Origin of the sequence: Delftia lacustris, assembly GCF_040267515.1 — a bacterium.
GTDB lineage: Bacteria > Pseudomonadota > Gammaproteobacteria > Burkholderiales > Burkholderiaceae_C > Comamonas > Comamonas tsuruhatensis.
This window is the reverse complement of the sequence record NZ_CP141274.1, coordinates 3,380,564-3,405,394: the sequence shown is the minus strand read 5'-3', so window position 1 is coordinate 3,405,394 and position 24,831 is coordinate 3,380,564. Positions and strand designations below refer to the sequence as shown.

The window sequence follows — 24,831 nt, the reverse complement described above, 5'->3', positions numbered from 1 at the left end:
GGCTGGCGGTCTGCCCGGTGGAGGGTCAAGAGTGCGGTGGATTCCTGTGCGGGTTGCGATCTCAGTGCTGGCTGACCTGCACGGCGGCCGTGCCATCGGTCCAGCCGCCGCCCAGCGCCTTCATCAGCGACACGCGCGTGTCCAGCGCGCGGGCGCGCAGGTCCACGTCCAGGCGGCGCTGGGTGATCACCTGGGTTTCGGTGTTGAGCACCGTCACCTGGCTGGCCAGGCCGGCCTTGTAGCGCTGCACGGCAAAGTCGTAGGCGCGTTCGGCCTTCTCCAGCGACTCGGCCTGCAGCTGCTGTTGGCGCACCAGCGATTGCACGGAAGTGATGGCATCGCCCGCTTCCTTGACCGCATCGAGCACCACGCCGTTGTACTGGGCAATGGCGGTGTCCAGATCGGCCTGCGTGCCGCGCAACTGGGCGCGCAGGCGCTTGCCGTCGAACAGGGGCAGGCGCAGCGCGGGCGTCACGCCCATCTGGCGCGAGCTGCCCTTGAACAGGTTGTCCAGGCCGATGGCATTGAGGCCGATGAAGGCCGTCAGGTTGATATCGGGATAGAAATCCGCCCGCGCGCTCTCTATGCCCTGCGTTGCCGACTCCACCCGCCAGCGTGCGGCCACCACGTCGGGGCGGCGGCCCAGCAGGTCTGCGCCCAACTGGCCGGGCATGGCCTGGATCTGCAGCGCGGCCAGACGGGGCGCCAGCTGCAGCTGCGCCTCGGGCGCCTGGCCGCAGAGCACGGCGATGGTGCGGCGCGCCAGCGTGATCTGCTCGTCCAGCATCTCGATCTGGGTGCCGGCATCGGGCAGGCCAGCCTGAGCCTGGGTCAACTCCACCTGGCTGTCCAGCCCGGCGCGCGTGCGCTGCTGGCTCAGCTCCAGCAGCGACTGGCGCTGGGTCAGCGTGCGGCCGGCCACATCCTTTTGGGCAATCAGCCGGGCCAGCGCCACATAGCTGCGCGCCACCTGGGCGGCCAACTGGTTGGCAGCGGCGGCGCTGTCGGCCTGGGCGGCACGGGCCTGGCCCAGGGCGGCCTGCAGGTCGGCCGCATGGCGGCCAAAGAAATCCGGCGTCCAGCTCAGCCCGGCCTGCAGGTTGCCGGTGTTGTAGGTATGGCCGGCAATGGGAGCAGGCACCAGGCCGTTGGCGCTGTAGTGCTGGCGCGTGGCGTCGACGCCGAGCGTGCCGCGCACATCGGTGGCCGTGCTGGTGGCCGTGGCCAGGGCGGCCGCCTTGTCGAAGCGGGCGCGGCTCATGGTCAGGCTGGGGCTGCCCTGCAGCGCCTGGGCGATCAGGCCGTCCAACTGGGCATCGCCCAGGGACTTCCACCAATCGGCGGCGGGCAGGCTGGTACTGGCGCCTGTCTCGGACTGGGCCGTCAGACCCAGGTCGGAGGCGCCCAGCCGGGCCAGCGGCTCATGGGCCGGGCCCTGGGAAGCACAACCGGCCAGGGCCAGCGCGGCGCACAGGGTGGCCGCTGCGGCGGCCACGCGGCGGGGCGCGGCGGACACGGAAACAAAGGATTTTGGCATGGTGGTCTGCCTGTTGGGGGTCAAGAATCAGGAAATCGGAAACCGGGGCGGAAAAGGGGGCTGGCGCTGTCAGCCGACGGGTGTGGCAGGCGCAGGGGCCGGCGGCGCAGCTTCCGGCGCGCGCATCGCATCGCCATTGGCCAGCAGGCGGCGCAGCATGTCCAGCAGCTGGCGCGACTCGTCATGGCTGAAGCCGGCCATGTGGGCATTCATCACGCTGGACAGCACCTGCGGCACCTTGGCCGCCATGGCACGGCCTTCATCGGTCAGCACCAGCTTGACCACGCGCCGGTCCACCGTGGAGCGCTCGCGCCGCAGCATGCCCTTGGATTCGAGCCGGTCCAGCGCCCGCGTGATGGAGGCCGGATCCAGCCCCAGGTCACGCGCCATGCCAGCATTCGTGGCATCGCTGCACAGCAGCAGCTTGTACAGCGGCAGCCACTGCACATAGGTCAGCTCATGCTCGGCCAGCTGCGCATCGGCCTGCTGGAGGATGGAGCTGAGCACCTTGCGCATGAGGAACCCCACGCTCTCGAAGGGCGTGTAGCTGCCTGGGCTGTAGAAGTCCGAGGGCTGCAGGCCGTTGGGCAGGGGAGGCTGGGTCATGGTGTCTGCGGGTGAAATAATTGACTGCGCAATGATTGTTGCGGCAATTATTGCAGAACCACACGTTGGATGTGTGGTGGGGACGGGGGTGGGGTTTTTCCCCAGGGTGCTGTGGGATGTGTGCTGCCGTGGCTCAAGCGTCTGGATGCCTCTTTTGGTCAGCCCACAGTCCTGGGCTGGAAGCAAGTGCGAAGCGGCCATTTGGCATTGGTCTGCCTGTATCGCTCATGGGATTGGCGTTTGTGATGAATGCGATATTCGGAATGATTGCCGTGCTAACCTTTTTCTTGGCACGGCACCGATTTTCTTGATGACTCCAAGTATTTACCTTTACCCATTTTGAAATAGGGGAAATTGATGTGCTTCTTCATTGCGATTGTTTAAGATGATCTTCTTCGTTGTGTGAGATGTCGGTGTTTGTCGGGGAGGGTGCTTTGCCATTTATTTTTATTTCAATCTGATGACTCCTTCATGAGGGGCATTTGAAAGTTGAAATGTAATCTCCTTGCGAGATAGTTCTGGGAATGCATAAATTTCACAGTACCATGATTTATAGAAAACTTGGACTTCTTCTGGTTTTTGCTATTTTTCCATCATACGGAAGTTCTGAAACAATGCCGTTGGTGGATTATGTTTGGCATGATCCCTTATATCCGCCAGAGTCAAGTTCTCCTCAGGTCATCAATGGATATTTTGACACTCCGGAGAAGGCGTGCAAGGCTTTCGAGCAACGTCTCACGGGTTGGGGTCTGCCTGTTGTACAGCTGCCCATGGAGATGGAGCAAGAACCTTACAGGCCCAATCTACTCTGTCGTGCAGTGGCTACGGCACCACCCGCCAGTGGAAATTATTCACAGATTTTCTACGCGAAATTCATTCCGTATACCGTAAAAATAGAAGGCCCGTCGAGCACTTCTGCGTTGCCAAGCCTGTCCGGCCCTGTTCGTCAGAGAATCAGCATTACACGAAATGATGGGACTGGAGTTCAAACTCAATTCTATCTTCAGTATAACAATCATTCCGCTCCAGGAACTTCCTTGACCGAGACTCTGCAAACGGATGAAAACGGGGTATATGAGTTCCTGTACGTTCCTCCGTATTTCAAGGGGATAAGTTTCGATTTCAACGTGCGCTGTAATAAATGTGAAAACATGGATTACAAAAGTATTGTTGTGGCACCTGTCGAGCTTTCTCCGCAGATGTGCGCTCGCGAATGAAATGATTGAATGGGGAGGGGCCTCGATGTTTTGTTTTATATATTTGCTTTCGGGAATCTCTTGCGCAAATTTCTTGCTGAAGAGATATTTCAGTCAGTCGTTGGTTTGCCTATTTTTCATTCTGGCAGCTGACTATTCTTTTTCTCAAAGCGTTCCGGACACTCCTCGAAATATCCAGTCCCACATGGATTGGATTGACCAAGGTGCGCAGCCGTTGTCGTTAGCGCATTATTTCAACAGCGGCGACGTTGATGGGCAAGCCGATGTCGGGATGGGCAAGGGCTGGAAGCATTCTTGGATTTCCCGGGTCAAATTGCCAACAAAGCAGGGGCCGGAATTTTCGTCCAGCGTATCGGTGCAGATGCCTGATGGAACATCCGTGCTGTTCTTCAAGGGCAATGGTCAGTCTTCTGCCTGGGTGGCTGCCTCTGGCACCGACAGGATTCAAGGCACCATCGGCGGTCAGTGGAAGTACTACCGTGCCAGTGATGACAGCTGGTGGCATTTCGACAACAAGGGCTGGCTCACGCGGATCGTGATGCGCAATGGCTGGGCGTATCAGGTAACCCAGACCGAGGGCAAGGTGACGTCCGTATCCAACTCCTTCGGACGGCAGTTGAACTTTCTCTATCGGACTGACGGGCGGCTGGATTCTGTCCAATTGCCTGATGGCAACTCTATCAACTACAGCTACAACGCCAACGGCAGTTTGAAGGCTGTCAAATTCAACGATGCACAGACTCGGGCCTATGCCTATGAAAGCACGTCATTTCCCGAATTGGTGACGGGTATTGCAGATTCGCAGGGAAATCAATTGATGGGCTTCTCCTACCAGGGAGATGGAACATTGACGGAAACCAGACGCGCCGGGGTGCAAGGTAGTTATGCTGTTTCCACTTCTGTCGCAGCCAATCTCCCTGCGGGTGGTGCGATGCTTCCAGTAGGCACGCACGACCCAAATTGGTACAAGGCGTCGGTGACCACCACAGCTCCCAATGGCTCGGTACACACTCGACATTACGAAGGAACCGCCACCGGCGTGCGTGCGGTCAGCCAGAGCAACGCCCGGTTCGGGAATACATTCAAGGAAGAAATCAATCAGGACCTCTTGCCATCTTTCAAGGAAGATTTCATGGGCAACAGGACCAGCTACCAATGGGACACGCAGCGGCAGCGGCTCACCCAGGTAACGGCTGCATCCAACCGTGCTGAAGCCCAGGTCACAAAGATCGCGTGGCACCCGACCCTGTCACTGCCCACAAAAATCACAGAAGCGGGTCGCATCACCGATCTTGGCTATGACGCGGGCGGCAACCTGATCAGTTCTGTCGTCACGGACGTTGCAAGTGGCAAGGCGTACTCCAACACCTGGTCCTATAACGCGCAAGGATTGGTCGCCAGTCACACCGATGCCGCTGGTCGGTCTTCCTTCGGCTATGACGCCAAGGGCAACCTCAGCACCGTCACCGATCCGCAGGGCCGTGTCAGCCAGTACAGCCACGACGGCGCTGGGCGGGTGGTGACAGCCACCAATCCGGCGGGTCAGACAAGCACGTATGCATACAGCCCCAGGGGGCAACTGACGCGCTTCGCTACGGCAGGGCTGGAGACAGCGCTGACCTACTTGCCCAATGGCCAATTGGACACCCTGCGTCTGGCCAGCGGCCATTCCATAACCTATCAGTACGACAATGCCCAGCGCGTTATCGGCTGGAGCGACAACCGTGGCAACTCTGCGCAGTACACCGTGGATCAATGGAACAACCGAACCAATGAAACCATCAGCTCCGGTGCTTCGCAGGTGGCCTTCCAGGTGCAGCGCTCCATCAACAACATCAATCGGGTGACCAGTGAAACGGTTGGTGGCGATCAGAGCGTCAGCCTGGCATATGACGCCAATGGCGACCTGACGGAAACCAGCAACGCGCTGAATCAACGCACCAGGTTTGCACTCGATGGCCTGCAGCGGCTGAACCGCGTCACCAATCCCCTCGATGCGGCCGCCAACCTCAGCTACAACGCCCTGAACGCCGTCATCACCGCCCAGGACTTCAAAGGCGTCACCACCACCTACACCCGCGACGCCCTGGGCAATGCCAAGGCCGAAACCACCCCCGACGCCGGCAACAGCAGCACCACCTACGACGCCCTGGGCCTGATTGCCACCGCCAAGGACGCCGCAGGCCGCACCCTGACCGTGCAGCGCGACGCCCTGGGCCGTCCCACCGAACTCCAGTACGGCAGCACCGCAACCTCCACGCTGCGCTACGACCTGCCCGGCACCACCTACAACGGCCCCGGTGCCCCCAAGGCAAGCACGGGCCACCTCAGCGAAATCCAGGACCCCGGCGTCACCACCCAGTACCAGCGCGACATCCTGGGCCGGGTGCTGCGCAAGAGCCAGATCCTTGCCAATGGCGACACCAAGTCGCTGATCCACTCCTATGTACCTGCCGGGCAGGGCGGTGGCGGAGAACTGCAAAGCACCACCTACCCCAGCGGCAAGCAGGCCACCTACCTGTATGACAGCACAGGCCAGATCACGGGCCTGCAGTGGAACGGCCAGCCCCTGGTCACCGGCCTGGCCTGGAGCCCCCTGGGACAGCCCACGGCCTGGCAATGGGCGGGCTTTGTGCAGCAGCCCGGCGCCACGACAGCCCTGGCCGAGCAGCGTGTCTACAACACCGCAGGCCAACTGGCCAGCAGCCAACTGCTGAACCTGACCTGGGATGCTGCGGGCCGCATCAGCCTGATCCAGCAGCAGCACATGCTGCCGGGCACGGCCGCAGCCCAGCAGGCCAAGCTGTCCAGCGCCTTCAGCTATGACGCCGTGGGACGCCTGACGGCCAGCGCGCACAGCGCGCCTGCAGGCCTCACGCTGCCCACAGGCTGGAGCCTTGCCGACACCATCGAGCTCAGCGCCTCCGGCTACGCCTGGGACGCCAACGGCAACCGCACCCAGGTGCACTACAGCAATGCCCTGGCATCGGGCACCTCCACGCTGCAGCGCACCTACCAGACCGCTGCGGGCACCAACCGCCTGCAAAGCTATGCCCAGACGCTGCAGCGCCCGGGCAGCGCGGCGCAGAACAGCAACGTGACCTTCAGCTACGACGCTGCGGGCGCCCTGGTCAAGAAGGGCGACAACCACCTGCACTACGGCGCAGATGGCCGCATCGCCAAGGCCGGTGAATACGCAGACGCTGCCGATGCAAGAGCCGTCAGCTACGTCTACAACGCCCTAGGCCAGCGCGTGCTCAAGAGCGATGCCCGGGGCGCAGGTCAACCGGCCACGCTGCAGACTCTGTATGCCGAAGACGGCATAGGCAGCACCGTGCTGGGCCAGTACGCCAACCAGCGCAGCGCCAATAGTGCAGCGCCCGCAGGCCAGAGCGACAGCACGGAAATCATCTACCTGCCCACGGCCAGCGGCCCCATGCCCATTGCGGCAGAGATCAATGGCCGGCTGTACGCCATCCACACGGACCATCTGAACACCCCCAGGCGGCTGACCAACCAGCAGGGGCAGGTGGCCTGGCAGTGGCTGATCTCGGGGTTTGGAGAAGTGCGTCCCACCACGGGCGACCGTGGCTACGGCCAGACCGTCAGCGGCCCCAGCTATGCGCAGGCGGTGAAGTTCGACCTGCGGTATCCGGGGCAGGTGTTTGATGAAGAGACGGGGCTGTCGTAAAACCTGCACAGGTACTACGATGCGGCGACGGGGCGGTATATGCAGGCTGACCCGATCGGGTTGGAGGGTGGGTGGAATCGGTTTGGGTATGTAGCTAACAACCCGCTCAACGATGTGGACCCGCAAGGCCTGCACCCCGTGCTGGCAAGAATGCAAGGCCTGTACTACCGGTACGGTCCGGCGATCACGGAGTTCATTGCCGGGGCGTCGGGGGTCAACGGGGCGTTGGCATCGCCTGCGGTGATCAACCCGCTGGTGGCGCAGATTCCGACTGGTGTGTCGAGGATGCTGCCGATTGCGCGGGGGATCTCTGAGGGGGTGGAGTCGGGGGCGTTTTGTGCAGCAAAAGGTGGAATACAAGAAACTGCCAAGATTGGAGACTTATTCGCAACTCATGGACAGACAATGAGTAATAGGCAGTTGGATAGATTAATTAAAGATATTCGGGTTAATGGAATAACTAATCCGTTGGTGGTGACTGCGCATGATGGGCGGCTGTATATTCTGGATGGTCATCATAGAGCGTTGGCGGCTCCTAGGGCTGGAGTTTTAGATGTTCCGATAAAAAGGGTGGATTTGCCATACGGTGCTTACAGAGGACCCGTAGATCTTGAATTCACATGGGGAGGTTATTAAAAATGGAACTAAGAAAAATCAATGAAATCATCATTTCTAGTAGAAATATTTTATTTAATAATAGGGTGAATGATACAGTTATTTCTTCATTGGAAGAGGTGTTGAGCTGCTGGCGAGAAATTGAGGTGGATAGTTCGCGTAATATATTGAAATACTGCATTGGTGAGGCTTTGCAGCAGATCAAACAATCTAAATTAACTAGTGCTGGGCGTGTGTTGAATTTAATTCATAACTTGCCTTTGTCATTGGATGGTTTAAATAATTGGGATTTGGACTATTTTATCTCTATGGAACTGCCGAATTTTCTAGAGCATTTTGAAGAAATACATAATTCCAGAGATATCTCTCTTTATGTGTTTCAACAAATTTCCAATCAGTATTTCAACAGTGATTTATTGAATAGATAGAATTCTTCTCTGAAAATCGATTGGATTTTAATGCTTGGCCAAGCCGCAGGAGAAGGTGGCTTGGCAATGGCTGATCTCAGGCTTTGGTGAAGTGCGGCCCACCACGGGCGCCTGGGGCTAAGGCCAGACGGTCAGCGGCTTCAGATATGCGCAGACGACTAGGTTCGACCTGCGGTATCCGAGCTTTGACCGTTACAACAACTATCGTGCCTTGCCAAAAACGACCAGCACAACCGCTGCCCTCGTTTCGACTTGGGCAATGGTGTTCTTCATGATGCGGATGGCAGTGTCTTCATTGAAGCCTCCAGATCCGCAACCGATGAGGGGAAAGGCTACGGATTTGAAGCCGTGATCGTTGACGAGTTGCAGGGCCGAGTGGATGGACCTCTCAATGGAGAGTTCTGACGCCCTCCAAAGAAGATTTATGCCCGCCACATGGATGATGCCTTTGAAAGGCAGTCTGCCGGCAGATGTCAGGACGGCATCGCCCAGAGGAATGGGGCCGGCCCGCGCAACCTCCAGGAATGGCTGCAGTCCACCCTTGCGCTTGATTGCGCCGGACACGCCTTGGGGGATCAACAGCCACCAGGGAATGATGTTTCTATTCCATGAGTTGACGATGACTTCAACGTCCTGGTCCAGAAGGTCGCCGTTGACTATGCGGATATTCATGGAGTGAGGGGCGATGCTCGCAGTTGCGGAAACTGCACAGTATCTCGCGCCTCGCGTCACTCTAACGCTCACTAGTCTTGAGCCACCGCATGCCCTTTCTCCAGCCTTGCCACGGCCTCGCGGTAGGCGGGGCTGGCGCGCAGTTGCTGGTAGCGCTCCAGGCCGCGCTGGTATTCGGTGGAGCGGACATCGATCTCGCGGTCGGAGAGATTGGTGAGTCCGGCGCGGTGCCACATTTCCAGGTCGGCCAGCACCTGGGCTCGGCTGAGGTCGGTGGGGGCAGCAGTGGAGGAGGGCGTGGCTTCCTGGGCGAGGGCGGTGCCGGCCAGGCCCAGGCTGAGGACGGCCGGGGCGATGAAGCGGGTGAAGTGGGAAGTGCGCATGGGGAACCTTTCAGGTGAAGCGAAGTAATGAGGGCTTCATGGTCCCGCTGCCGCCCTGGCCGGCACAGCCGTTTGCGACGCACTGCAGCATGGCGGGAGCCAATGGCCGTTGGGTTTCGTGAAATGCCTGGAGGGCAGGCGCGGCCATCCGAGGAGCGCCGCCAGCCATGGAAATGCTTTGATCAGCCTGTGTGCGGCAGATTATTTCCAGTTGTTCGAATAAATCGGCATAAACATCTGTGAAATGGCTGGTGGAAGCATGAATCGGCAGCAAATTCCAGCGGCACAGGCCGACAATCGCCGCTCTCCATGTCTTCATCCATTCCACTTTCCCCCGCTGCCGTTTCGGCAGATTCCGTCTCCCGCAGTTCCGAGGCCTTTCGCGGCTTCAGGGATGCGATTCCCGTGATGCTGGGTTTCGTGCCCTTTGCCCTGGTGCTGGGCGCCCAGGCCGTGCAAAAGGGGCTTGCACCGCTGGAAGTTCCTCTCATGACCGGGATGAACTTCGGCGGCGGCTCGGAGTTCACGGCCATACGGCTGTGGACCTCGCCGCCGCATGTGCTGCTGATCGTCGCCATGTCCTTCCTGGTCAATTGCCGGCACATCCTGATGGGTGCGGCGCTGGCGCCCTATCTGCGCCATCTGCCCAGGCGCCGTGCGCTGCCGGCCCTGTTCTTCATGTGCGACGAAAGCTGGGCGTTGGCCCTGGCAGACGCCCAGCGCAGTGCCGCGCGGCGCGTGAGCCTGCCTTACTACATGGGCGTGTCGGCAGGCCTGTACATGGCCTGGGTGTCGTGCACGGCGGCCGGTGCCTTTCTGGGGCCGCGCATTGGCGACCTGGAGCAGTACGGCTTCGACATGGCGTTCACCGCCGTGTTTCTGGTGCTGCTGCGCGGCATGTGGAAGGGCGTCAGGCCTTGCCGGCCCTGGCTGGTGAGCCTGCTGACGGCGGCCCTGGTCTACAAGCTGGTGCCTGGCGCCTGGTATGTGGCGGCCGGCGCCGTTTCGGGCCTGATCTGCGCGGCCTTGCTGGCGCCCAGGAGCTGAGCGATGGAAGCCACAACCTTGCTGACGCTGGTGCTCATGGCGTGCAGCACGTATTTCACGCGGGTGATCGGCTACCTGCTGCTGCGCGGGCGCACGCTGAGCCCGCGCATGCAGTACGTGATGGAAAGCCTGCCGGGCTGCGTGCTGATCTCGGTGATTGCCCCGGCGTTTGTGTCCGAGCGTCCGGCCGATCTGCTGGCCCTGGGGGTGACGCTGGTGGCGGCCAGCCGGCTGCCCATTCTGCCGACGGTGCTGATCGGCATTGCATCGGCGGGTGCGCTGCGGCACTGGCTGGGGTGATGGCGGGTGGGGCGGGGCGTTTTGGGCCTTCAGTTCGCCCGCCAGTGGTCGATGTATGGGGCATGCAAGTCTCATCCTCCACCTCGGCTTCCGCCTCGGGAGCCGCTTCATCTTCCGGCGGCAATGACATCGCTGCGTTGCAGCGCAAGCTCAAGGAGCTGCAGCAGGCGCTCAAGGAAGTGGCCTCCGAGAACATCGACGCCAAGGCCAAGCAACAGAAGTCCAAGCTGCTGCAGACGCAGATCATGATGGTGCAAAACCAGATCGAGGCGCTGATGCGCGCCAGGCAGCAGGCCCAGCTCGACAAGCAGCGCGAGCAGCAGCAGGCCGCCGAGGCGCCATCGCAATCCCCATCGAAGGGCGGGAAGGCGCCCGGGCTGGGCGGCGTGGTCGACGTCTACGTCTGATCCAGTGAGATGGCCCGTGTTTTCACGGGCCGTTTTTCAAGACATTCAATGTAACTTACATGAAAATGCTGTTCGAACTTTGAGAGGGTTGGCTCTGCAACACGGATGGGGAAGGGGGCTTGCCTGCGGGGCGGTAGCCGCGAGCGTCGCAACTCCTATGGAACTTATTGATTTTTGACTCTCAAGAAACCGGCGGTTGCTACCGATAAGGCAAGCAATGTGACTGCCGGGATGCGATAGCGATGGCCTATACCGATGGCGTCACGGGGACAGAGGGATCTGCGATGAAAAAACTCGGCGATGTGCGTATCGGTACCCGGCTTACGGGTGTTTTTCTTGTTCTGCTGATCTGCCTGATGGCCGTGGGCGCCGTCGGCGCAAGGGCGCTGGGCCATGTGTTCTCGGGCACGCAGACCATGTACCAGGACCGCGTGGTTCCGCTCAAGCAGCTCAAGCAGATTGCGGACGCCTACGCCGTCAACGTCATAGATACGGTCAACAAGGCGAATGCCGGCCTGATCACGGCGCAGGAGGCAGCGGCGAGCATTTCCGGCACGCTGCCCGCGATCGACGAGGCCTGGCGCAGCTATTCGTCCACACAGCTGACCTCGCAGGAGGCCGTGCTGGCCAGCCAGGCGCAGGCGCTGTTCGCACCTGCCAACCAGAGCATCGACCGGCTGCTGCAGCGGCTCAAGACGCTGGATGGAAAAAGGGCCGGCAGTCTGGACGAGTTCGATGGCGCGCTGTATGCCAGCGTAGACCCCATCAGCGCCAAGATCGGCGAACTGGTGGAGCTGCAGCTCAAGGCATCCGAGGATGTGTATGCGGACTCCCGCCAGGTCCTGGCGCAGTCGCAGATGCTGATCTACGGCTTTGTCGCGGCCGCTGTCATCCTCGCCGTGGCGCTGGGCTATGTGGTCACGCGCTCCATCACCGTTCCCCTGAAGTCCGCCGTGGAGGTGGCCCGGCACATCGAGCAGGGCGATCTGGCTTCCGAGATCCAGGCCACGGGGCGCGACGAAGTCGGCGACCTGCTGCGCTCCATGAGTGCCATGCGCGAATCGCTGGCCAGCATCGTTGGCGATGTGCGGCGCGGGGTGGAGTCGGTGACCACGGCATCCAGCCAGATCGCCGCAGGCAACCAGGACCTGAGCAGCCGCACCGAACACCAGGCCTCCAGCCTGCAGGAGACGGCGGCCTCCATGGAGCAGCTGGCAGGCAATGTGGGCCAGAGTTCGGAGAATGCGCGGCAGGCCAGCGCCCTGGCCGTGCGTGCCAAGGAGGTGGCGGGCGTGGGCGGTGGCGCTGTCGCCAGGGTCGTGGGCACCATGGACGAAATCTCGGCCAGCAGCGGAAAGATTGCCGAGATCACGGGCGTCATCGATTCCATCGCCTTCCAGACGAATATCCTGGCGCTCAACGCAGCGGTGGAGGCCGCGCGGGCAGGCGAGCAGGGCAGGGGCTTTGCCGTGGTGGCCGGGGAAGTGCGCTCCCTGGCCCAGCGCAGCGCCGCTGCGGCGCGGGAGATCAAGGCACTGATCACGGCATCCACCGACAAGGTACGGACAGGCGGCAACCAGGTTCGGGAAGCAGGCAAGGCCATGGATGCCATTGAAGCCCAGGTGAGCGAGGTGGCGTCGCTGATCGAGGCCATCTCTGCCTCCAGCGTGGAGCAGAGCGGTGGCCTGGGGCAGATCACCCAGGCCGTCTCCCAGATGGACCAGGTCACGCAACAGAATGCCGCCTTGGTGGAAGAGTCGGCAGCCGCTGCAGCCAGCCTGGAACGGCAGGCGCGGGTGCTGGCACAGGCGGTGGCCACGTTCCAGATCAGCTCGGCGAAGGAGATCGGCATGGCGAGCCCCAGCCTGACACTGGCAGCTGCGTGATGCAGACCCGGGAAGAGCGTACGCAGGGCGCTCTTTCTTTCTTTTTGATCAATTCAATGTAACTTACATAAATTGAACCCGTATCAAAAATAGAAAAAGCCGCCGTTTTGAGCGGCGGCTGCTTGTCAGGAACAGGGGTTCACCCCGCGCTGTTGCGGCCTTGCCAGCGCTCGGCGGGCTTGGTGTACATGGCGGCAATCTGCGATTCAAACCGCGCCATGAGGTTGTTGCGCTTGAGCTTGAGGGTGGGCGTCATCAGCCCGTTCTCAATGGTCCAGGGCTCCAGTTCCAGGTGCACGGCACGGGGAACCGCATAGCGGGCAAAACTGGCCACCTGTTTCTCGATGCGGGCCAGCGCTTCATGCTCGGCGGCGGCGTGGTTCAGGCTCTTGGGATCTTCGGGATCCAGGCCCAGGCGCTGGGCCATGGCCTGCCATTCACCACGCTCGATGACGGCCACGGCGGCGATGAAGGGGCGGTCTTCGCCCACGACAAAGACCTGGGTGAAGAACGGGTCGCCGGTGATGGCCAGCTCCAGGTCGGCCGGTGGAATCTTCTCGCCGGTGGAGGTGACGATGATTTCCTTGATGCGGCCCTGGATGCGCACGCGCCCATCCTCGATCACGGCCTGGTCGCCGGTGCGCAGCCAGCCGTCGTCTGTGAAGGTCTTGGCGGTGTCTTCGGGGCGTTGCCAGTAGCCCCGCATCACGCAGGGCCCGCGCACCTGCAGTTCCCGATTCTCGCCAATGCGCACTTCCACGCCCGGCAGGGCGCGGCCCACGGTGGCCGGGTGGTTGTCCTCCAGCGTGTTGGCACAGACCACGGGCGAGGTCTCGGTCATTCCGTAGCCCTGGATCAGCGGCAGGCCCAGGCCGAGAAAACAGCGCGCAATCGTGGGCGACAGCGGCGCGCCACCGCTCACGGCCACGCGCACACGCCCGCCAAACTGGGCCAGCAGCGGCTTGGCCACCAGATGGTTGAGCACGGGCCAGGGCAGCCATTGCATCCAGCCCGGCACGTCGGGCTGGGGCGCCTGCGCATCGGCAATGCCTTGTGTTTCACAAAAGCGTTGCCAGCCCCTGGCCTGGGCCAGTTCGAACAGCTGGGCCTTGAGCGGTGCGCGCGCCAGCGCCTCCATGACCTTGGCGTGCACGCGCTCGTAGATGCGCGGCACGGAGACCAGCACCGTGGGACGCTGGGTCTTGAGATCCTCGGCCAGCTGGGCCACGGAGCGCGCATAGGCCACGCAGGCGCCCACGGCCATCGCCAGGTAGTAGCCTGCCGTGCGCTCGAAGGTGTGCGACAGCGGCAGGAAAGACAGGAAAACATCATCGCTGCGCGGCTGCAGCCGCTGCATCACGGCCTGTACGTTGGAGACCACGTTGCGGTGCGTGAGCATCACGCCCTTGGGCTTGCCCGTGGTGCCCGAGGTGTAGACGACGGTGGCCAGGTCCTCGGCAGAGGGAGGCGGGGGCAGGGGGACTGCGCCGCCCTCAGCCAGCCATTGGGCCAGCGGTTGCACGGGGATCTGGCGCAGGGCCTCCAGTGCAGCGGCATCGCCTTCGGTGTCAGGCTCTGCGGCCCGGGAAACCGGCTTGGCCGATGCCACGACCACCTTGCGCAGCTCCGGCAAGGCCTGGCCGGTGGCGCAGATCCTGTCCCAGATCGATGCCTGGGCCACGAAGAGCATGGACACCTGGGCATTGGCCAGGATGTAGGCAATGCTGCCTGCGTTGTCTATGGAATGCAGGGGCACCGGCACATGGCCGCAGCGCAGGCTGGCCAGGTCGATGGACATGGCATCCAGCCCGTTGGGCAAAAGAATGGCAATGCGCGAGCCCGGTGCCAGTTCCTGCGCGGCCAGCGCCTGCGCCCACAGGGCCACGCGCTCGCCGGTCTGCGCCCAGTTCAGGGACTTCCAGCTGCGCGCATCCTCGTCATAGGCCCGGTAGGCCTCGCCTGCGGGCGTCTGCTGCACGCGCAGGGCCAGCATTTCCACCAGGGTGGCGGCCGTGGCCATGCTGGCATTGGCTGGCAGGCTCATGGCCAGGGAAGGGGCGCGGGCGGGATCTTGGATGCTCATGCGAAGAGGTGCGGACCGAAGTGGATGGTGCCGCTGATGATAGCTGCCGGCCACCGCAGGCCCCGGCGTCAGCTTCGGACATGTGCGGAGTTGGCGGCGAGGTTTATGCTGCACTGCAGCGTTCTCGGGCGATGCGCCTGAAGCGAACCAGGAGCCGCATGCCCGCCTACGTCGCCACTGTTGCCCAGCCAGCCAGAGTTCAGATGAACCCGAGTTCAGGACGCTGCAGCCAGACCGTTTCTGAAGTGCTGACGCATGGCCTGCGCGGCGGCCGCGCCATCGCGGCGCAACAGGGCCTGCATGACGGTCTCGTGCTCGGCCAGCGAGTCCTCGATGCGGCCCTGCTTGAACAGCGATTTGTGGCGGTTGAGCTTCATGACCTTGCGCAGGTCGGCCACCAGCTGGTTGCGCCAGCGGTTGTCGGCGATCTGCAGCAGCTGCATGTGAAAGCTCTCGTTGAGCTCGAAGAAGCGGTCTGCATCGCGCATCTGCGCCTTGAGTTCCTCATGGGTCTGCTGCAGGGCGGCAAGTTCCTCATCGCTGCCCGATTCGGCCACGACCTGCACGGCATCGGATTCCAGCAGGCTCAGCAGGTGATAGACATCGGCAATGTCCTTGGACGACACCTCGGTCACATAGGCGCCACGGCGCACCTTCATGGTCACCAGGCCCTCGGCGGCCAGCACCTTCAGGGCCTCGCGCAGCGGGGTACGGCTGATGCCGTATTCCTCGGCAATCTTCAGTTCGTCGATCCAGTCACCAGGCGCCAGTTCGTGCGCGAAGATGCGCAGGCGCAGCTTCTCTGCCACCTGTTCGTAGAGCGCGCGGGGAGTGAGGGTGTTTGTCGACATGTGGCCCGGATTGTATCGGCAAAGATATTTTGAATGAATAATTATGAATGATGTAAACTGCGGCAGCTCTGGGGCATGCCCTCAAGGGCACCTGTCATTCACGAGCCTGAGAACATGAGACAAGACCATCCGACAGCGCAGAACGGCCAGGAATTCGCAACTGCCGACCTGCAGAAATGGGCCCAGGCGGCCGCCAAGGCCGCTCCCGGGGGCGACATCCAGGCCCTGCACTGGACCACGCCCGACGGCATCGACGTCAAGCCGCTGTACACGGCGGCCGACACGGCGGATCTGCCCCATACGGATAGCCTGCCAGGCTTCGAGCCCTACATTCGCGGCCCCCAGGCCACCATGTACGCGGGCCGGCCCTGGACCATTCGCCAGTACGCGGGCTTTTCCACGGCCGAGGAGTCCAACGCCTTCTACCGCAAGGCGCTGGCTGCCGGCGGGCAGGGCGTGTCGGTGGCTTTCGACCTGGCCACGCACCGGGGCTACGACAGCGACCATCCGCGTGTCACGGGCGACGTGGGCAAGGCCGGCGTAGCCATCGATTCGGTCGAGGACATGAAGGTGCTGTTCGACCAGATCCCGCTGGACAAGATCAGCGTGTCCATGACCATGAACGGCGCCGTGCTGCCCGTGCTGGCCGGCTACGTGGTGGCGGCCGAGGAGCAGGGCGTGGCCCAGGACCAGCTGTCGGGGACCATACAGAACGACATCCTCAAGGAGTTCATGGTCCGCAACACCTATATCTACCCGCCCCAGCCGTCGATGCGCATCATCGGCGACATCATCGAGTACACGAGCAAGAACATGCCCAAGTTCAACTCGATCTCGATCTCGGGCTACCACATGCAGGAGGCGGGCGCCAACCAGGCGCTGGAACTGGCCTTCACGCTGGCCGACGGCAAGGAGTACGTGAAGACCGCCACGGCCAAGGGCATGGATGTGGACGATTTCGCGGGCCGGCTGTCCTTCTTCTGGGCCATCGGCATGAATTTCTACCTGGAAATCGCCAAGATGCGCGCGGCCCGCCTGCTGTGGTGCCGCATCATGAAGGGCTTCGGCGCCAAGAAGGCCAAGAGCCTGATGCTGCGCACGCACTGCCAGACCTCCGGCTGGTCGCTGACCGAGCAGGACCCCTACAACAACGTGGTGCGCACCACCATCGAGGCCATGGCCGCCGTCTTCGGCGGCACGCAGAGCCTGCACACCAACAGCTTTGACGAAGCCATCGCGCTGCCCACCGAGTTCTCGGCCCGCATTGCGCGCAACACGCAGCTGATCATCCAGGAAGAGACCCACATCACCAATGTGATCGACCCCTGGGCCGGCAGCTACATGATGGAAAAGCTGACCCAGGACATGGCCGACGCCGCCTGGAAGATCATCGAGGAGGTCGAGGCCATGGGCGGCATGACGGCCGCCGTGGACTCGGGCTGGGCCAAGCTCAAGATCGAGGCCGCCGCCGCCGAGAAGCAGGCGCGCATCGACTCGGGCAAGGACGTCATCGTCGGCGTCAACAAGTACAAGCTGGCCAAGGAAGACGCCATCGACATCCTCGAGGTGGACAACGTCAAGGTGCGCGACAGCCAGATCGCGCGCCTGAACCAGATCAAGGCCAGCCGCGATGCCGCCAAGGTCGAGGCCGCCCTTCAGGCCCTGACCCAGGCCGCCGAAAGCGGCGAGGGCAACCTGCTGGACCTGTCCATCCAGGCCGTGCGCCTGCGCGCCACGGTGGGCGAGGTCTCGGATGCGCTGGAGAAGGTTTTCGGGCGCCACCGCGCCGATACGCAAAAGGTGACCGGCGTGTATGCAGCAGCCTACGACTCGGCCGAGGGCTGGGAAAAGCTCAAGGGCGAAATCGACGCATCGTCCGAACAGCTGGGCCGCCGCCCGCGCGTGATGATCGCCAAGCTCGGCCAGGACGGCCATGACCGCGGCGCCAAGGTGGTGGCCACGGCCTTTGCCGACCTGGGCTTCGACGTGGACATGGGCCCGCTGTTCCAGACGCCCGAGGAATGCGCGCGCCAGGCCATCGAGAACGACGTGCACGCCGTGGGCGTGTCCACGCTGGCGGCAGGCCACAAGACCCTGGTGCCGGCCATCATCGAGGAACTGCGCCGCCAGGGCGCGGACGACATCATCGTCTTCGTGGGCGGCGTGATTCCCGCGCAGGACTACGACTTCCTCTACAACGCCGGCGTCAAGGGCGTCTATGGCCCGGGCACACCCATCCCGGCCAGCGCCAAGGACGTGCTCGAGCAGATCCGCCAGGCCAACAGCCTCTGAGCCCGCCGCAGTGACTCCCGAGCAAATGCAAGACGGCATCCTGAACGGCAACCCTGCCGTTCAGCGCCGGGCGATGGCCAAGGCCATCACCCTTTTGGAATCCACGCGCACGGATCACCGCGCTGCGGCCGATGGGCTGCTCACGGCCCTGCTGCCGCATACGGGCGGATCTTTCCGCCTGGGCATCAGCGGCGTGCCGGGCGTGGGCAAGAGCACCTTCATCGAGACGCTGGGCCTGTTCCTGATTGGGCGTGGCCTTCGCGTGGCGGTGCTGGCCATCGACCCCTCATCCACCGTGTCGGGCGGCTCCATCCTGGGCGACAAGACGCGCATGGAGCAGTTGTCCGTTCATCCGGATGCCTACATCCGCCCCAGCCCCAGCAGCGGCACACTGGGCGGCGTGGCCGAGAAAACCCGCGAGGCCATGCTGGTCTGCGAGGCGGCTGGCTACGATGTGGTCATCGTCGAGACCGTGGGCGTGGGCCAGAGCGAGATCGCCGTGCAGGGCATGTGCGACATGTTCTGCCTGCTGCAACTGCCCAATGCGGGCGACGACCTGCAGGCCATCAAGAAGGGCGTGATGGAGCTGGCCGACCTGGTGGTCATCAACAAGGCCGACATCGACCCGCATGCCGCCACGCGCGCCCAGGCCCAGATCACCTCCAGCCTGCGCCTGCTGGGCATGCACGGCAACCCCGAGCATGCCCACCACGACGAGCGCCTTTGGCAGCCCCAGGTCATCACCATCAGCGCGCTCAAGAAGGAGGGCGTTGAAGGTTTCTGGGGTGCGGTGGAGGAATTCCGCCGCCTGCAGCAGGCCAACGGGCGCCTGGCGCTGCGCCGCGAACGCCAGGCGCTGTCCTGGATGTGGGAGCGCATCGACTCCGGCCTCAAGCAGGCCTTCCGGCAGCATCCGCAGGTGCGGGCGCTGCTGCCCCAGCTGCAGGCCGACGTGGCAGCAGGGCGCATCGCGGCCAGCACGGCCGCCAGAAATCTGCTGCAGGCGCAGGCCGGCCCCGTGGCGGCGCCGCAGTGACGGCCGACAAGACAAGACCAGACAAACCTTACCGTTAGACGTTAGAGGAATCGCAGCATGCAAGACATCCTGGATCAACTGGAGACAAAGCGCGAACAGGCCCGCCTGGGTGGCGGCCAAAAGCGCATAGATGCACAGCACAAGAAGGGCAAGCTCACGGCGCGCGAGCGCATCGAGCTGCTGCTGGACGACGGCACCTTCGAGGAATGGGACATGTTCGTCGAGCACCGCTGCACCGACTTCGGCATGGAAGACAGCAAGATCCCCGGCGACGGCGTGGTCACCGGCTACGGCATGATCAACGGCCGCCTGGTCTTCGTCTTCAGCCAGGACTTCACCGTCTTCGGCGGTGCGCTGTCCGAGACCCATGCCGAGAAGATCTGCAAGGTCATGGACCAGGCCATGAAGGTCGGCGCCCCCGTGATCGGCCTCAACGACTCGGGCGGCGCCCGCATCCAGGAAGGCGTGGCCTCGCTGGGCGGCTATGCCGACGTGTTCCAGAAGAACGTGCTGGCCAGCGGCGTGGTGCCGCAGATCTCCATGATCATGGGCCCCTGCGCGGGCGGCGCCGTGTACTCGCCGGCCATGACCGACTTCATCTTCATGGTCAAGGACAGCAGCTACATGTTCGTCACCGGCCCCGAAGTGGTGAAGACCGTGACGCACGAGGAGGTCACGGCCGAGGAGCTGGGCGGCGCCATCACCCACACCACGCGCAGCGGCGTGGCCGACATGGCCTTCGACAACGACGTGGAGGCGCTGATGATGCTGCGCCGCCTCTACAACTACCTGCCGCTGAACAACCGCGAGAAGGCGCCCGTGCGCTACACCTCGGACCCCGTGGACCGCGCCGACAAGTCGCTGGACACCCTGGTGCCCGACAACGCCAACAAGCCCTACGACATGAAGGAGCTGATCCTCAAGACCGTGGACGACGGCGACTTCTTCGAGTTGCAGCCCGACTACGCCAAGAACATCCTCACGGGCTTTGCACGCATGGACGGGCAGACCGTGGGCATCGTCGCCAACCAGCCTCTGGTGCTGGCCGGCTGCCTGGACATCAAGAGCTCCATCAAGGCCGCGCGCTTCGTGCGTTTCTGCGATGCCTTCAACATCCCCGTGGTCACCTTCGTGGACGTGCCCGGCTTCATGCCCGGCACCAGCCAGGAGTACGGCGGCATCATCAAGCACGGCGCCAAGCTGCTGTACGCCTATGCCGAGGCCACGGTGCCCAAGATCACCGTCATCACGCGCAAGGCCTACGGCGGCGCCTATGACGTGATGGCCTCCAAGCACCTGCGCGGCGACGTCAACCTGGCCTGGCCCCATGCCGAGATCGCCGTGATGGGCGCCAAGGGCGCCGTGGAGATCATCTTCCGCGAGGACAAGAACGACCCCGCCAAGCTGGCCGCGCGCGAGGCCGAGTACAAGGCCCGCTTCGCCAACCCCTTCGTGGCGGGCGCGCGCGGCTTCATCGACGACGTGATCCAGCCGCATGAGACGCGCAAGCGCATCTGCCGCTCGCTGCAGATGCTCAAGAACAAGCAGCTGGAAAATCCGTGGCGCAAGCATGGAAACATCCCCTTGTGAAGCACCCCCTGAGCGGCTCCGCCGCTTCCCCCTCTCTAACTCGCTTCGCGAGGGAGGGGGACGACACCCTCGGTGCGGGGCGGCCCTTCCTCGGTGTCCCTCGCTTTGGTCGCGCCGGTTACTGACAGTGCTGGCGAAGCGCAAAACAGGGACAGCGAAGCTGACGACAGCTCCGGTTCCCATGATTTAGTTCCAAGAATGGGCTAAGAAGATGTTCAAGAAGATCCTGATTGCCAACCGCGGCGAGATTGCCTGCCGCGTCATCGCCACCGCCCGCAAGATGGGCATACAGACCGTGGCGGTGTACTCCGATGCGGACCGCGAGGCACGCCACGTCAAGCTGGCCGACGAGGCCGTGCACATCGGTGCCGCTCCCAGCCGCGAGTCCTACCTGCAGGCCGACCGCATCATTGCCGCCTGCAAGCAGACCGGCGCGCAGGCCGTGCACCCAGGCTATGGCTTCCTGTCCGAGAACGAGGCCTTCGCCCGGCGCGTGGAGGAAGAGGGCATCGCCTTCATCGGCCCCAAGCACGCGGCCATCGCGGCCATGGGCGACAAGATCGCCTCCAAGAAGCTGGCCGACAAGGCGGGCGTGAGCACCATCCCCGGCTACAACGATCCCATCGCCGGCCCCGACGCCGCCGTGGAAATCGCCAAGGGCATCGGCTACCCCGTGATGATCAAGGCCAGCGCCGGCGGCGGCGGCAAGGGCCTGCGCGTGGCCTACAACGACAAGGAAGCCTTCGAGGGCTTTGCCAGCTGCCAGAACGAGGCACGCAACAGCTTTGGCGACGACCGCATCTTCATCGAGAAGTTCGTGCAGGAGCCGCGCCACATCGAGATCCAGGTGCTGGGCGACGGCCACGGCAACGTGATCTACCTGAACGAGCGCGAATGCTCCATCCAGCGCCGGCACCAGAAGGTGATCGAAGAGGCGCCGTCCCCCTTCATCAGCGACGCCACGCGCCGCGCCATGGGAGAGCAGGCCGTGGCCCTGGCCAAGGCCGTGGGCTACCAGAGCGCGGGCACGGTGGAGTTCGTGGTGGGCAAGGACCAGGATTTCTACTTCCTGGAAATGAACACCCGCCTGCAGGTGGAGCATCCGGTGACCGAGTGCATCACCGGCCTGGATCTGGTCGAGCAGATGATCCGCGTGGCCGCTGGCGAGAAGCTGGCCATCGCTCAGGAAGACGTCAAGCGCGATGGCTGGGCCATCGAGTGCCGCATCAACGCCGAGGACCCGTTCCGCAACTTCCTGCCGTCCACCGGCCGCCTGGTGCGCTTTTCGCCGCCCGAGCAGACCATGTGGCAGGCCGACACCGGCCACCTGCACGGCGTGCGCGTGGATACGGGCGTGTATGAAGGCGGCGAAATCCCGATGTTCTACGACTCGATGATCGCCAAGCTCATCGTGCACGGCAGCGACCGCAACGACGCCATCGCCAAGATGCGCGAGGCGCTCAACGCCTTCGTGATCCGGGGCATCAGCTCCAACATCCCGTTCCAGGCCGCGCTGCTGGCCCATCCCAAGTTCAAGAGCGGCGAGTTCAACACCGGATTCATTGCCGAGCATTACGCCCACGGCTTCCACGCCGAGGATGTGCCGCACGGCGACCCCGACTTCCTGGTCGCCCTGGCAGGCCACATGAACCGCCGCTACCGCGCGCGCGCCGCCACCATCAGCGGCCAGATGCGCGGTCATGAGCTCAAGGTCTCGGCCGACTACTGCGTGGTCGTGCTGGGGGCCGATGGCAAGCACCAGTACCGCGAGGTGCAGGTTTCCGACTTCGACGCGGAAAGCCGCGCCAGCACCGTCACCGTGGACGGCAAGCCCTACACCTTCCGCAGCGAGACGCCGATGCGCGCCATGTGCGTGCAGGGCAGCTGCAACGGCAAGCCCTTCACGGCGCAGGTCGAGCGCGGCACGGCCAGGAACCCGCTGGCCCTGCGCGTCATCCACAACGGCACGCAGATCGACGCCCTGGTGCTGTCGCCGCGCGGCGGCGAACTGCACCGGCTCATGCCCTACAAGGCACCGCCGGACCTGTCCAGGTTCCTGCTGTCGCCCATGCCGGGCCTGCTGGTGGACGTGGCCGTGCAGCCGGGCCAGAAGGTGCAGGCCGGCGAAAAGCTGGCCGTGATCGAGGCCATGAAGATGGAAAACATCCTGTTCGCGTCGCAGGACGGTGTGGTCAGCAAGATCAGCGCCGGCAAGGGCGACTCGCTGGCCGTGGATGATGTGATCCTGGAATTCGAGTGATGTCCGCGTGATTCCTGCGCCGCAGGCGTCGACCAGATAAAAGGCCGGGCAGCAGACCCGGCCTTTTCATTTCCACTGTCGCTTCAACTGCTTTGCCGCACCACCAGCTCATATCCCAGATCCAGGCTGTGCAATGGCAAGGCCTCGCCGCGCATCAATTGCAGCAGCATGCGCGCGCCTTCGGTTCCGATATGGCCGCGCGGCGTGCGGATGGTGGTCAGTGGCGGCACCATCTGGTCGCTGCCGGGCAGGTCGTTGAAGCCGGCGATGGCGATCTGCTGCGGCACGCGGATGCCGCGGCGCAGGGCTTCGAGCAGGGCGCCCTGGGCGATGTCATCGTTGCAGAAGAAGAGGGCATCGACGGATGGAGCCAGCCGCAGGGCGGCGTCCAGCAGCTCGGCGCCCAGAGCCATCGAAGTGGGGCGGGGCCACAGCAGTTCCAGGGCCGGGTCGTGCAGGCCCGCGTCCTGCAGGGCCTGGCGGTAGCCAGAGGCGCGCTGCATCACGCGGGCATCGAGCTGGCCTGCACAAAAGGCAATGCGCTTGTGCCCGCGCTCCATCAGATGCCGGGTGATGGCGGCTCCGGCTTCGGCCTGCGAAAACCCCACGCTGGGTGTGCCCGGCTCGCCGCCCAGCTCCATCAGGTGCACGCAGGGCACCTTGCTGGCCTGCACGAGTTCGCGCGCAGCGGGGCTGCGGTCAAAGCCGGTGAGCAGCAGGCCGGCAGGGCGCATGGGCAGGTAGGTGCGCAGCAGTTGCTCCTCTTCGGCCCGGTCATAGTGGGTCACGCCGATCAGCGCGTGGTAGCCGGCGGCGAACAGCACCTTGTGCACAGACTCGATCAGGTCCACGAACAAGGTGTTGGACAGCATGGGCACCAGCACCAGCACCTGGGCACTTTTCTGGGAGGCCAAAGCGCGCGCGGCAGGGTCGGGCACGTAGCCCATGCGCGCGGCGGCGGCGCGGATTTTCTCGACCAGGGCCGGGTCCACGCGCCGCTCGCCGCGCAGGGCGCGTGAGACCGTCATGGGGCTGACGCCGGCCGCCTGTGCCACATCGCTGAGCGTGATGCGTCCGCTGGCCCGCGACGAACGGGCGCGGCCCGTGGCGGGCAGGGCCGGATCGGAAGGATCGGCGCAGGACGATTCTGGAGATGCAGGCGGAATCTGGCGGGCCAAGGGAATGTCCTAGGTCGGTGGCGAGAGGGTTGGAGATTATGATAGCGCTATCCCAATCATTCGAAGGCCCGCAGTCCTGCGTGTAAACCCGGACGAAGGCTCTGAAGCACACCGAAATCCAAGGCAGACCCTGGTCTGCCAATTTTTGCAAGAACATGGATAGCGCTATCCCAACAACAACCGACGCTACCGCCGCAGGCAGCCGCCCACGGGCGCTGGTCGTCATGGGCGTTTCCGGCTGCGGCAAGTCGAGCGTGGGGCAGGCCCTGGCCGATGCCCTGGGCTGGACCCTGCACGAGGGCGATGCCCACCATGCCGAGGAAAGCATCCGCAAGATGCAGGCTGGCATCCCCCTGACCGACGACGACCGCAGCGGCTGGCTGGACCGGCTGGCACGGCTGCTGGCCCAGGCCATGCCGGGGCAGGGCGTGGTGCTGACCTGCTCGGCCCTCAAGCGCAAGTACCGCGACCGCCTGCGTGCCGCCGGCCCGGCCGGCGCCGTGGGCTTCGTTTTTCTGGACCTGGACTACGGCACGGCGCTGCAGCGCGTGCAGGAGCGCGCCGGCCACTTCTTCTCGCCCGAGCTGGTGGCCAACCAGTTCGCCACGCTGGAAAGCCCGGCAGGCGAGCGCGCCGTGCTGTCCGTGGACGCCACGCTGCCGCTGGCCGACATCGTGCACCGCGCACAGGACTGGCTGGTCCATCCGGCGCCGCAGGCCGCCCCTCTCTCCCAGAACCCATAACGCCAGGAG

General features: G+C 63.6%; 21 protein-coding genes and 1 pseudogene. 14 read left to right on the top strand and 8 right to left on the bottom strand.

Features of this window, described 5'->3' with window-relative positions; all coding sequences use genetic code 11:
- Window positions 1-61: 61 nt before the first annotated feature.
- Window positions 62-1,537, bottom strand: coding sequence for an efflux transporter outer membrane subunit (locus U6958_RS16965; protein ID WP_074922132.1), 1,476 nt, complete (start codon window positions 1,535-1,537; stop codon window positions 62-64).
- Between the two features lie 69 nt (window positions 1,538-1,606).
- The gene (locus U6958_RS16960; protein ID WP_043791990.1) at window positions 1,607-2,143 is read right to left on the bottom strand and encodes a MarR family winged helix-turn-helix transcriptional regulator; all 537 of its coding nucleotides are present in this window, start codon (window positions 2,141-2,143) and stop codon (window positions 1,607-1,609) included.
- Between the two features lie 545 nt (window positions 2,144-2,688).
- On the opposite strand from U6958_RS16960, the gene U6958_RS16955 reads away from it, so the two are divergent.
- The 5 genes and pseudogenes from U6958_RS16955 to U6958_RS16935 all read left to right on the top strand — a co-directional run bounded on the left by U6958_RS16955 (window position 2,689) and on the right by U6958_RS16935 (window position 8,094).
- Complete coding sequence (locus U6958_RS16955) at window positions 2,689-3,360, top strand: hypothetical protein (protein ID WP_143044594.1); 672 nt, start codon at window positions 2,689-2,691, stop codon at window positions 3,358-3,360.
- Window positions 3,361-4,492: 1,132 nt separating this feature from the next.
- Complete coding sequence (locus tag U6958_RS16950; protein WP_279627031.1) at window positions 4,493-7,051, top strand: hypothetical protein; 2,559 nt, start codon at window positions 4,493-4,495, stop codon at window positions 7,049-7,051.
- A 3-nt stretch (window positions 7,052-7,054) separates the two neighbouring features.
- A pseudogene (locus tag U6958_RS16945) lies at window positions 7,055-7,171 on the top strand (RHS repeat-associated core domain-containing protein); the annotation flags it as partial.
- Window positions 7,172-7,201: 30 nt separating this feature from the next.
- Window positions 7,202-7,687: a ParB/RepB/Spo0J family partition protein gene (locus U6958_RS16940; RefSeq protein WP_208607060.1), complete on the top strand. Its 486-nt coding sequence runs from the start codon at window positions 7,202-7,204 to the stop codon at window positions 7,685-7,687.
- 2 nt (window positions 7,688-7,689) lie between these two features.
- Window positions 7,690-8,094 carry a hypothetical protein gene (locus tag U6958_RS16935; RefSeq protein ID WP_074922125.1) on the top strand — a complete coding sequence of 135 codons (405 nt, stop codon included), beginning with the start codon at window positions 7,690-7,692 and terminating at the stop codon, window positions 8,092-8,094.
- Window positions 8,095-8,295: 201 nt separating this feature from the next.
- On the opposite strand, the gene U6958_RS16930 is transcribed toward U6958_RS16935, so the two are convergent.
- The 3 genes from U6958_RS16930 to U6958_RS16920 all read right to left on the bottom strand — a co-directional run bounded on the left by U6958_RS16930 (window position 8,296) and on the right by U6958_RS16920 (window position 9,468).
- Window positions 8,296-8,766: a macro domain-containing protein gene (locus tag U6958_RS16930; protein ID WP_046987974.1), complete on the bottom strand. Its 471-nt coding sequence runs from the start codon at window positions 8,764-8,766 to the stop codon at window positions 8,296-8,298.
- A gap of 71 nt (window positions 8,767-8,837) precedes the next feature.
- Window positions 8,838-9,149, bottom strand: a complete 312-nt coding sequence (locus U6958_RS16925) for a DUF4148 domain-containing protein (protein ID WP_074922122.1) — start codon at window positions 9,147-9,149, stop codon at window positions 8,838-8,840.
- A gap of 10 nt (window positions 9,150-9,159) precedes the next feature.
- On the bottom strand, window positions 9,160-9,468 hold the full coding sequence (locus U6958_RS16920) for a hypothetical protein (protein WP_143044593.1): 309 nt from the start codon (window positions 9,466-9,468) through the stop codon (window positions 9,160-9,162).
- Between U6958_RS16920 and U6958_RS16915 the strand changes: the two genes are divergently transcribed.
- From U6958_RS16915 to U6958_RS16900, 4 genes are all read left to right on the top strand, one after another.
- Window positions 9,459-10,196 (top strand): AzlC family ABC transporter permease, encoded by a 738-nt coding sequence (locus U6958_RS16915; protein ID WP_016446045.1) that lies wholly within the window; start codon window positions 9,459-9,461, stop codon window positions 10,194-10,196. The genes U6958_RS16920 and U6958_RS16915 overlap by 10 nt on opposite strands.
- Window positions 10,197-10,199: 3 nt before the next feature.
- On the top strand, window positions 10,200-10,496 hold the full coding sequence (locus U6958_RS16910) for an AzlD family protein (protein ID WP_034366948.1): 297 nt from the start codon (window positions 10,200-10,202) through the stop codon (window positions 10,494-10,496).
- Between the two features lie 62 nt (window positions 10,497-10,558).
- A complete protein-coding gene (locus U6958_RS16905) occupies window positions 10,559-10,903 on the top strand; it encodes a FlxA-like family protein (RefSeq protein ID WP_016446047.1) in 345 nt (114 codons plus the stop codon).
- 284 nt (window positions 10,904-11,187) lie between these two features.
- Window positions 11,188-12,789 (top strand): methyl-accepting chemotaxis protein, encoded by a 1,602-nt coding sequence (locus U6958_RS16900; RefSeq protein ID WP_074922119.1) that lies wholly within the window; start codon window positions 11,188-11,190, stop codon window positions 12,787-12,789.
- Between the two features lie 139 nt (window positions 12,790-12,928).
- Here the strand turns inward: U6958_RS16900 and U6958_RS16895 are convergent, their stop codons facing one another.
- Entirely contained in the window at window positions 12,929-14,872 is a 1,944-nt protein-coding gene (locus U6958_RS16895; protein ID WP_074922116.1) for a long-chain fatty acid--CoA ligase, read from the bottom strand.
- Window positions 14,873-15,087: 215 nt separating this feature from the next.
- A complete protein-coding gene (locus U6958_RS16890) occupies window positions 15,088-15,723 on the bottom strand; it encodes a GntR family transcriptional regulator (RefSeq protein WP_016446050.1) in 636 nt (211 codons plus the stop codon).
- Between the two features lie 114 nt (window positions 15,724-15,837).
- Between U6958_RS16890 and scpA the strand changes: the two genes are divergently transcribed.
- The 4 genes from scpA to U6958_RS16870 all read left to right on the top strand — a co-directional run bounded on the left by scpA (window position 15,838) and on the right by U6958_RS16870 (window position 22,901).
- Window positions 15,838-18,015: a methylmalonyl-CoA mutase gene (scpA, locus tag U6958_RS16885; RefSeq protein ID WP_016446051.1), complete on the top strand. Its 2,178-nt coding sequence runs from the start codon at window positions 15,838-15,840 to the stop codon at window positions 18,013-18,015.
- A gap of 25 nt (window positions 18,016-18,040) precedes the next feature.
- Window positions 18,041-19,051, top strand: a complete 1,011-nt coding sequence (gene meaB / locus U6958_RS16880) for a methylmalonyl Co-A mutase-associated GTPase MeaB (protein ID WP_016446052.1) — start codon at window positions 18,041-18,043, stop codon at window positions 19,049-19,051.
- A 57-nt stretch (window positions 19,052-19,108) separates the two neighbouring features.
- Window positions 19,109-20,641, top strand: coding sequence for an acyl-CoA carboxylase subunit beta (locus U6958_RS16875; RefSeq protein ID WP_016446053.1), 1,533 nt, complete (start codon window positions 19,109-19,111; stop codon window positions 20,639-20,641).
- 211 nt (window positions 20,642-20,852) lie between these two features.
- Window positions 20,853-22,901, top strand: a complete 2,049-nt coding sequence (locus tag U6958_RS16870) for an acetyl/propionyl/methylcrotonyl-CoA carboxylase subunit alpha (protein ID WP_043791906.1) — start codon at window positions 20,853-20,855, stop codon at window positions 22,899-22,901.
- Between the two features lie 83 nt (window positions 22,902-22,984).
- On the opposite strand, the gene U6958_RS16865 is transcribed toward U6958_RS16870, so the two are convergent.
- The gene (locus tag U6958_RS16865) at window positions 22,985-24,079 is read right to left on the bottom strand and encodes a LacI family DNA-binding transcriptional regulator (RefSeq protein ID WP_074922114.1); all 1,095 of its coding nucleotides are present in this window, start codon (window positions 24,077-24,079) and stop codon (window positions 22,985-22,987) included.
- 155 nt (window positions 24,080-24,234) lie between these two features.
- On the opposite strand from U6958_RS16865, the gene U6958_RS16860 reads away from it, so the two are divergent.
- The gene (locus U6958_RS16860; protein ID WP_370690597.1) at window positions 24,235-24,822 is read left to right on the top strand and encodes a gluconokinase; all 588 of its coding nucleotides are present in this window, start codon (window positions 24,235-24,237) and stop codon (window positions 24,820-24,822) included.
- Window positions 24,823-24,831 lie beyond the last annotated feature (9 nt).

Coding starts and splice junctions, on each gene's coding strand:
- U6958_RS16895 (WP_074922116.1), bottom strand. CDS start 14,872: ATGAGCATCCAAGATCCCGCCCGCGCCCCTTCCCTGGCCATGAGCCTG.
- U6958_RS16930 (WP_046987974.1), bottom strand. CDS start 8,766: ATGAATATCCGCATAGTCAACGGCGACCTTCTGGACCAGGACGTTGAA.
- U6958_RS16860 (WP_370690597.1), top strand. CDS start 24,235: ATGGATAGCGCTATCCCAACAACAACCGACGCTACCGCCGCAGGCAGC.
- U6958_RS16940 (WP_208607060.1), top strand. CDS start 7,202: ATGCAAGGCCTGTACTACCGGTACGGTCCGGCGATCACGGAGTTCATT.
- meaB (WP_016446052.1), top strand. CDS start 18,041: ATGCAAGACGGCATCCTGAACGGCAACCCTGCCGTTCAGCGCCGGGCG.
- U6958_RS16965 (WP_074922132.1), bottom strand. CDS start 1,537: ATGCCAAAATCCTTTGTTTCCGTGTCCGCCGCGCCCCGCCGCGTGGCC.
- U6958_RS16920 (WP_143044593.1), bottom strand. CDS start 9,468: ATGAAGACATGGAGAGCGGCGATTGTCGGCCTGTGCCGCTGGAATTTG.
- U6958_RS16890 (WP_016446050.1), bottom strand. CDS start 15,723: ATGTCGACAAACACCCTCACTCCCCGCGCGCTCTACGAACAGGTGGCA.
- U6958_RS16905 (WP_016446047.1), top strand. CDS start 10,559: ATGCAAGTCTCATCCTCCACCTCGGCTTCCGCCTCGGGAGCCGCTTCA.
- U6958_RS16955 (WP_143044594.1), top strand. CDS start 2,689: ATGATTTATAGAAAACTTGGACTTCTTCTGGTTTTTGCTATTTTTCCA.
- U6958_RS16925 (WP_074922122.1), bottom strand. CDS start 9,149: ATGCGCACTTCCCACTTCACCCGCTTCATCGCCCCGGCCGTCCTCAGC.
- U6958_RS16935 (WP_074922125.1), top strand. CDS start 7,690: ATGGAACTAAGAAAAATCAATGAAATCATCATTTCTAGTAGAAATATT.
- scpA (WP_016446051.1), top strand. CDS start 15,838: ATGAGACAAGACCATCCGACAGCGCAGAACGGCCAGGAATTCGCAACT.
- U6958_RS16960 (WP_043791990.1), bottom strand. CDS start 2,143: ATGACCCAGCCTCCCCTGCCCAACGGCCTGCAGCCCTCGGACTTCTAC.
- U6958_RS16875 (WP_016446053.1), top strand. CDS start 19,109: ATGCAAGACATCCTGGATCAACTGGAGACAAAGCGCGAACAGGCCCGC.
- U6958_RS16900 (WP_074922119.1), top strand. CDS start 11,188: ATGAAAAAACTCGGCGATGTGCGTATCGGTACCCGGCTTACGGGTGTT.
- U6958_RS16870 (WP_043791906.1), top strand. CDS start 20,853: ATGTTCAAGAAGATCCTGATTGCCAACCGCGGCGAGATTGCCTGCCGC.
- U6958_RS16910 (WP_034366948.1), top strand. CDS start 10,200: ATGGAAGCCACAACCTTGCTGACGCTGGTGCTCATGGCGTGCAGCACG.
- U6958_RS16915 (WP_016446045.1), top strand. CDS start 9,459: ATGTCTTCATCCATTCCACTTTCCCCCGCTGCCGTTTCGGCAGATTCC.
- U6958_RS16950 (WP_279627031.1), top strand. CDS start 4,493: ATGGGCAACAGGACCAGCTACCAATGGGACACGCAGCGGCAGCGGCTC.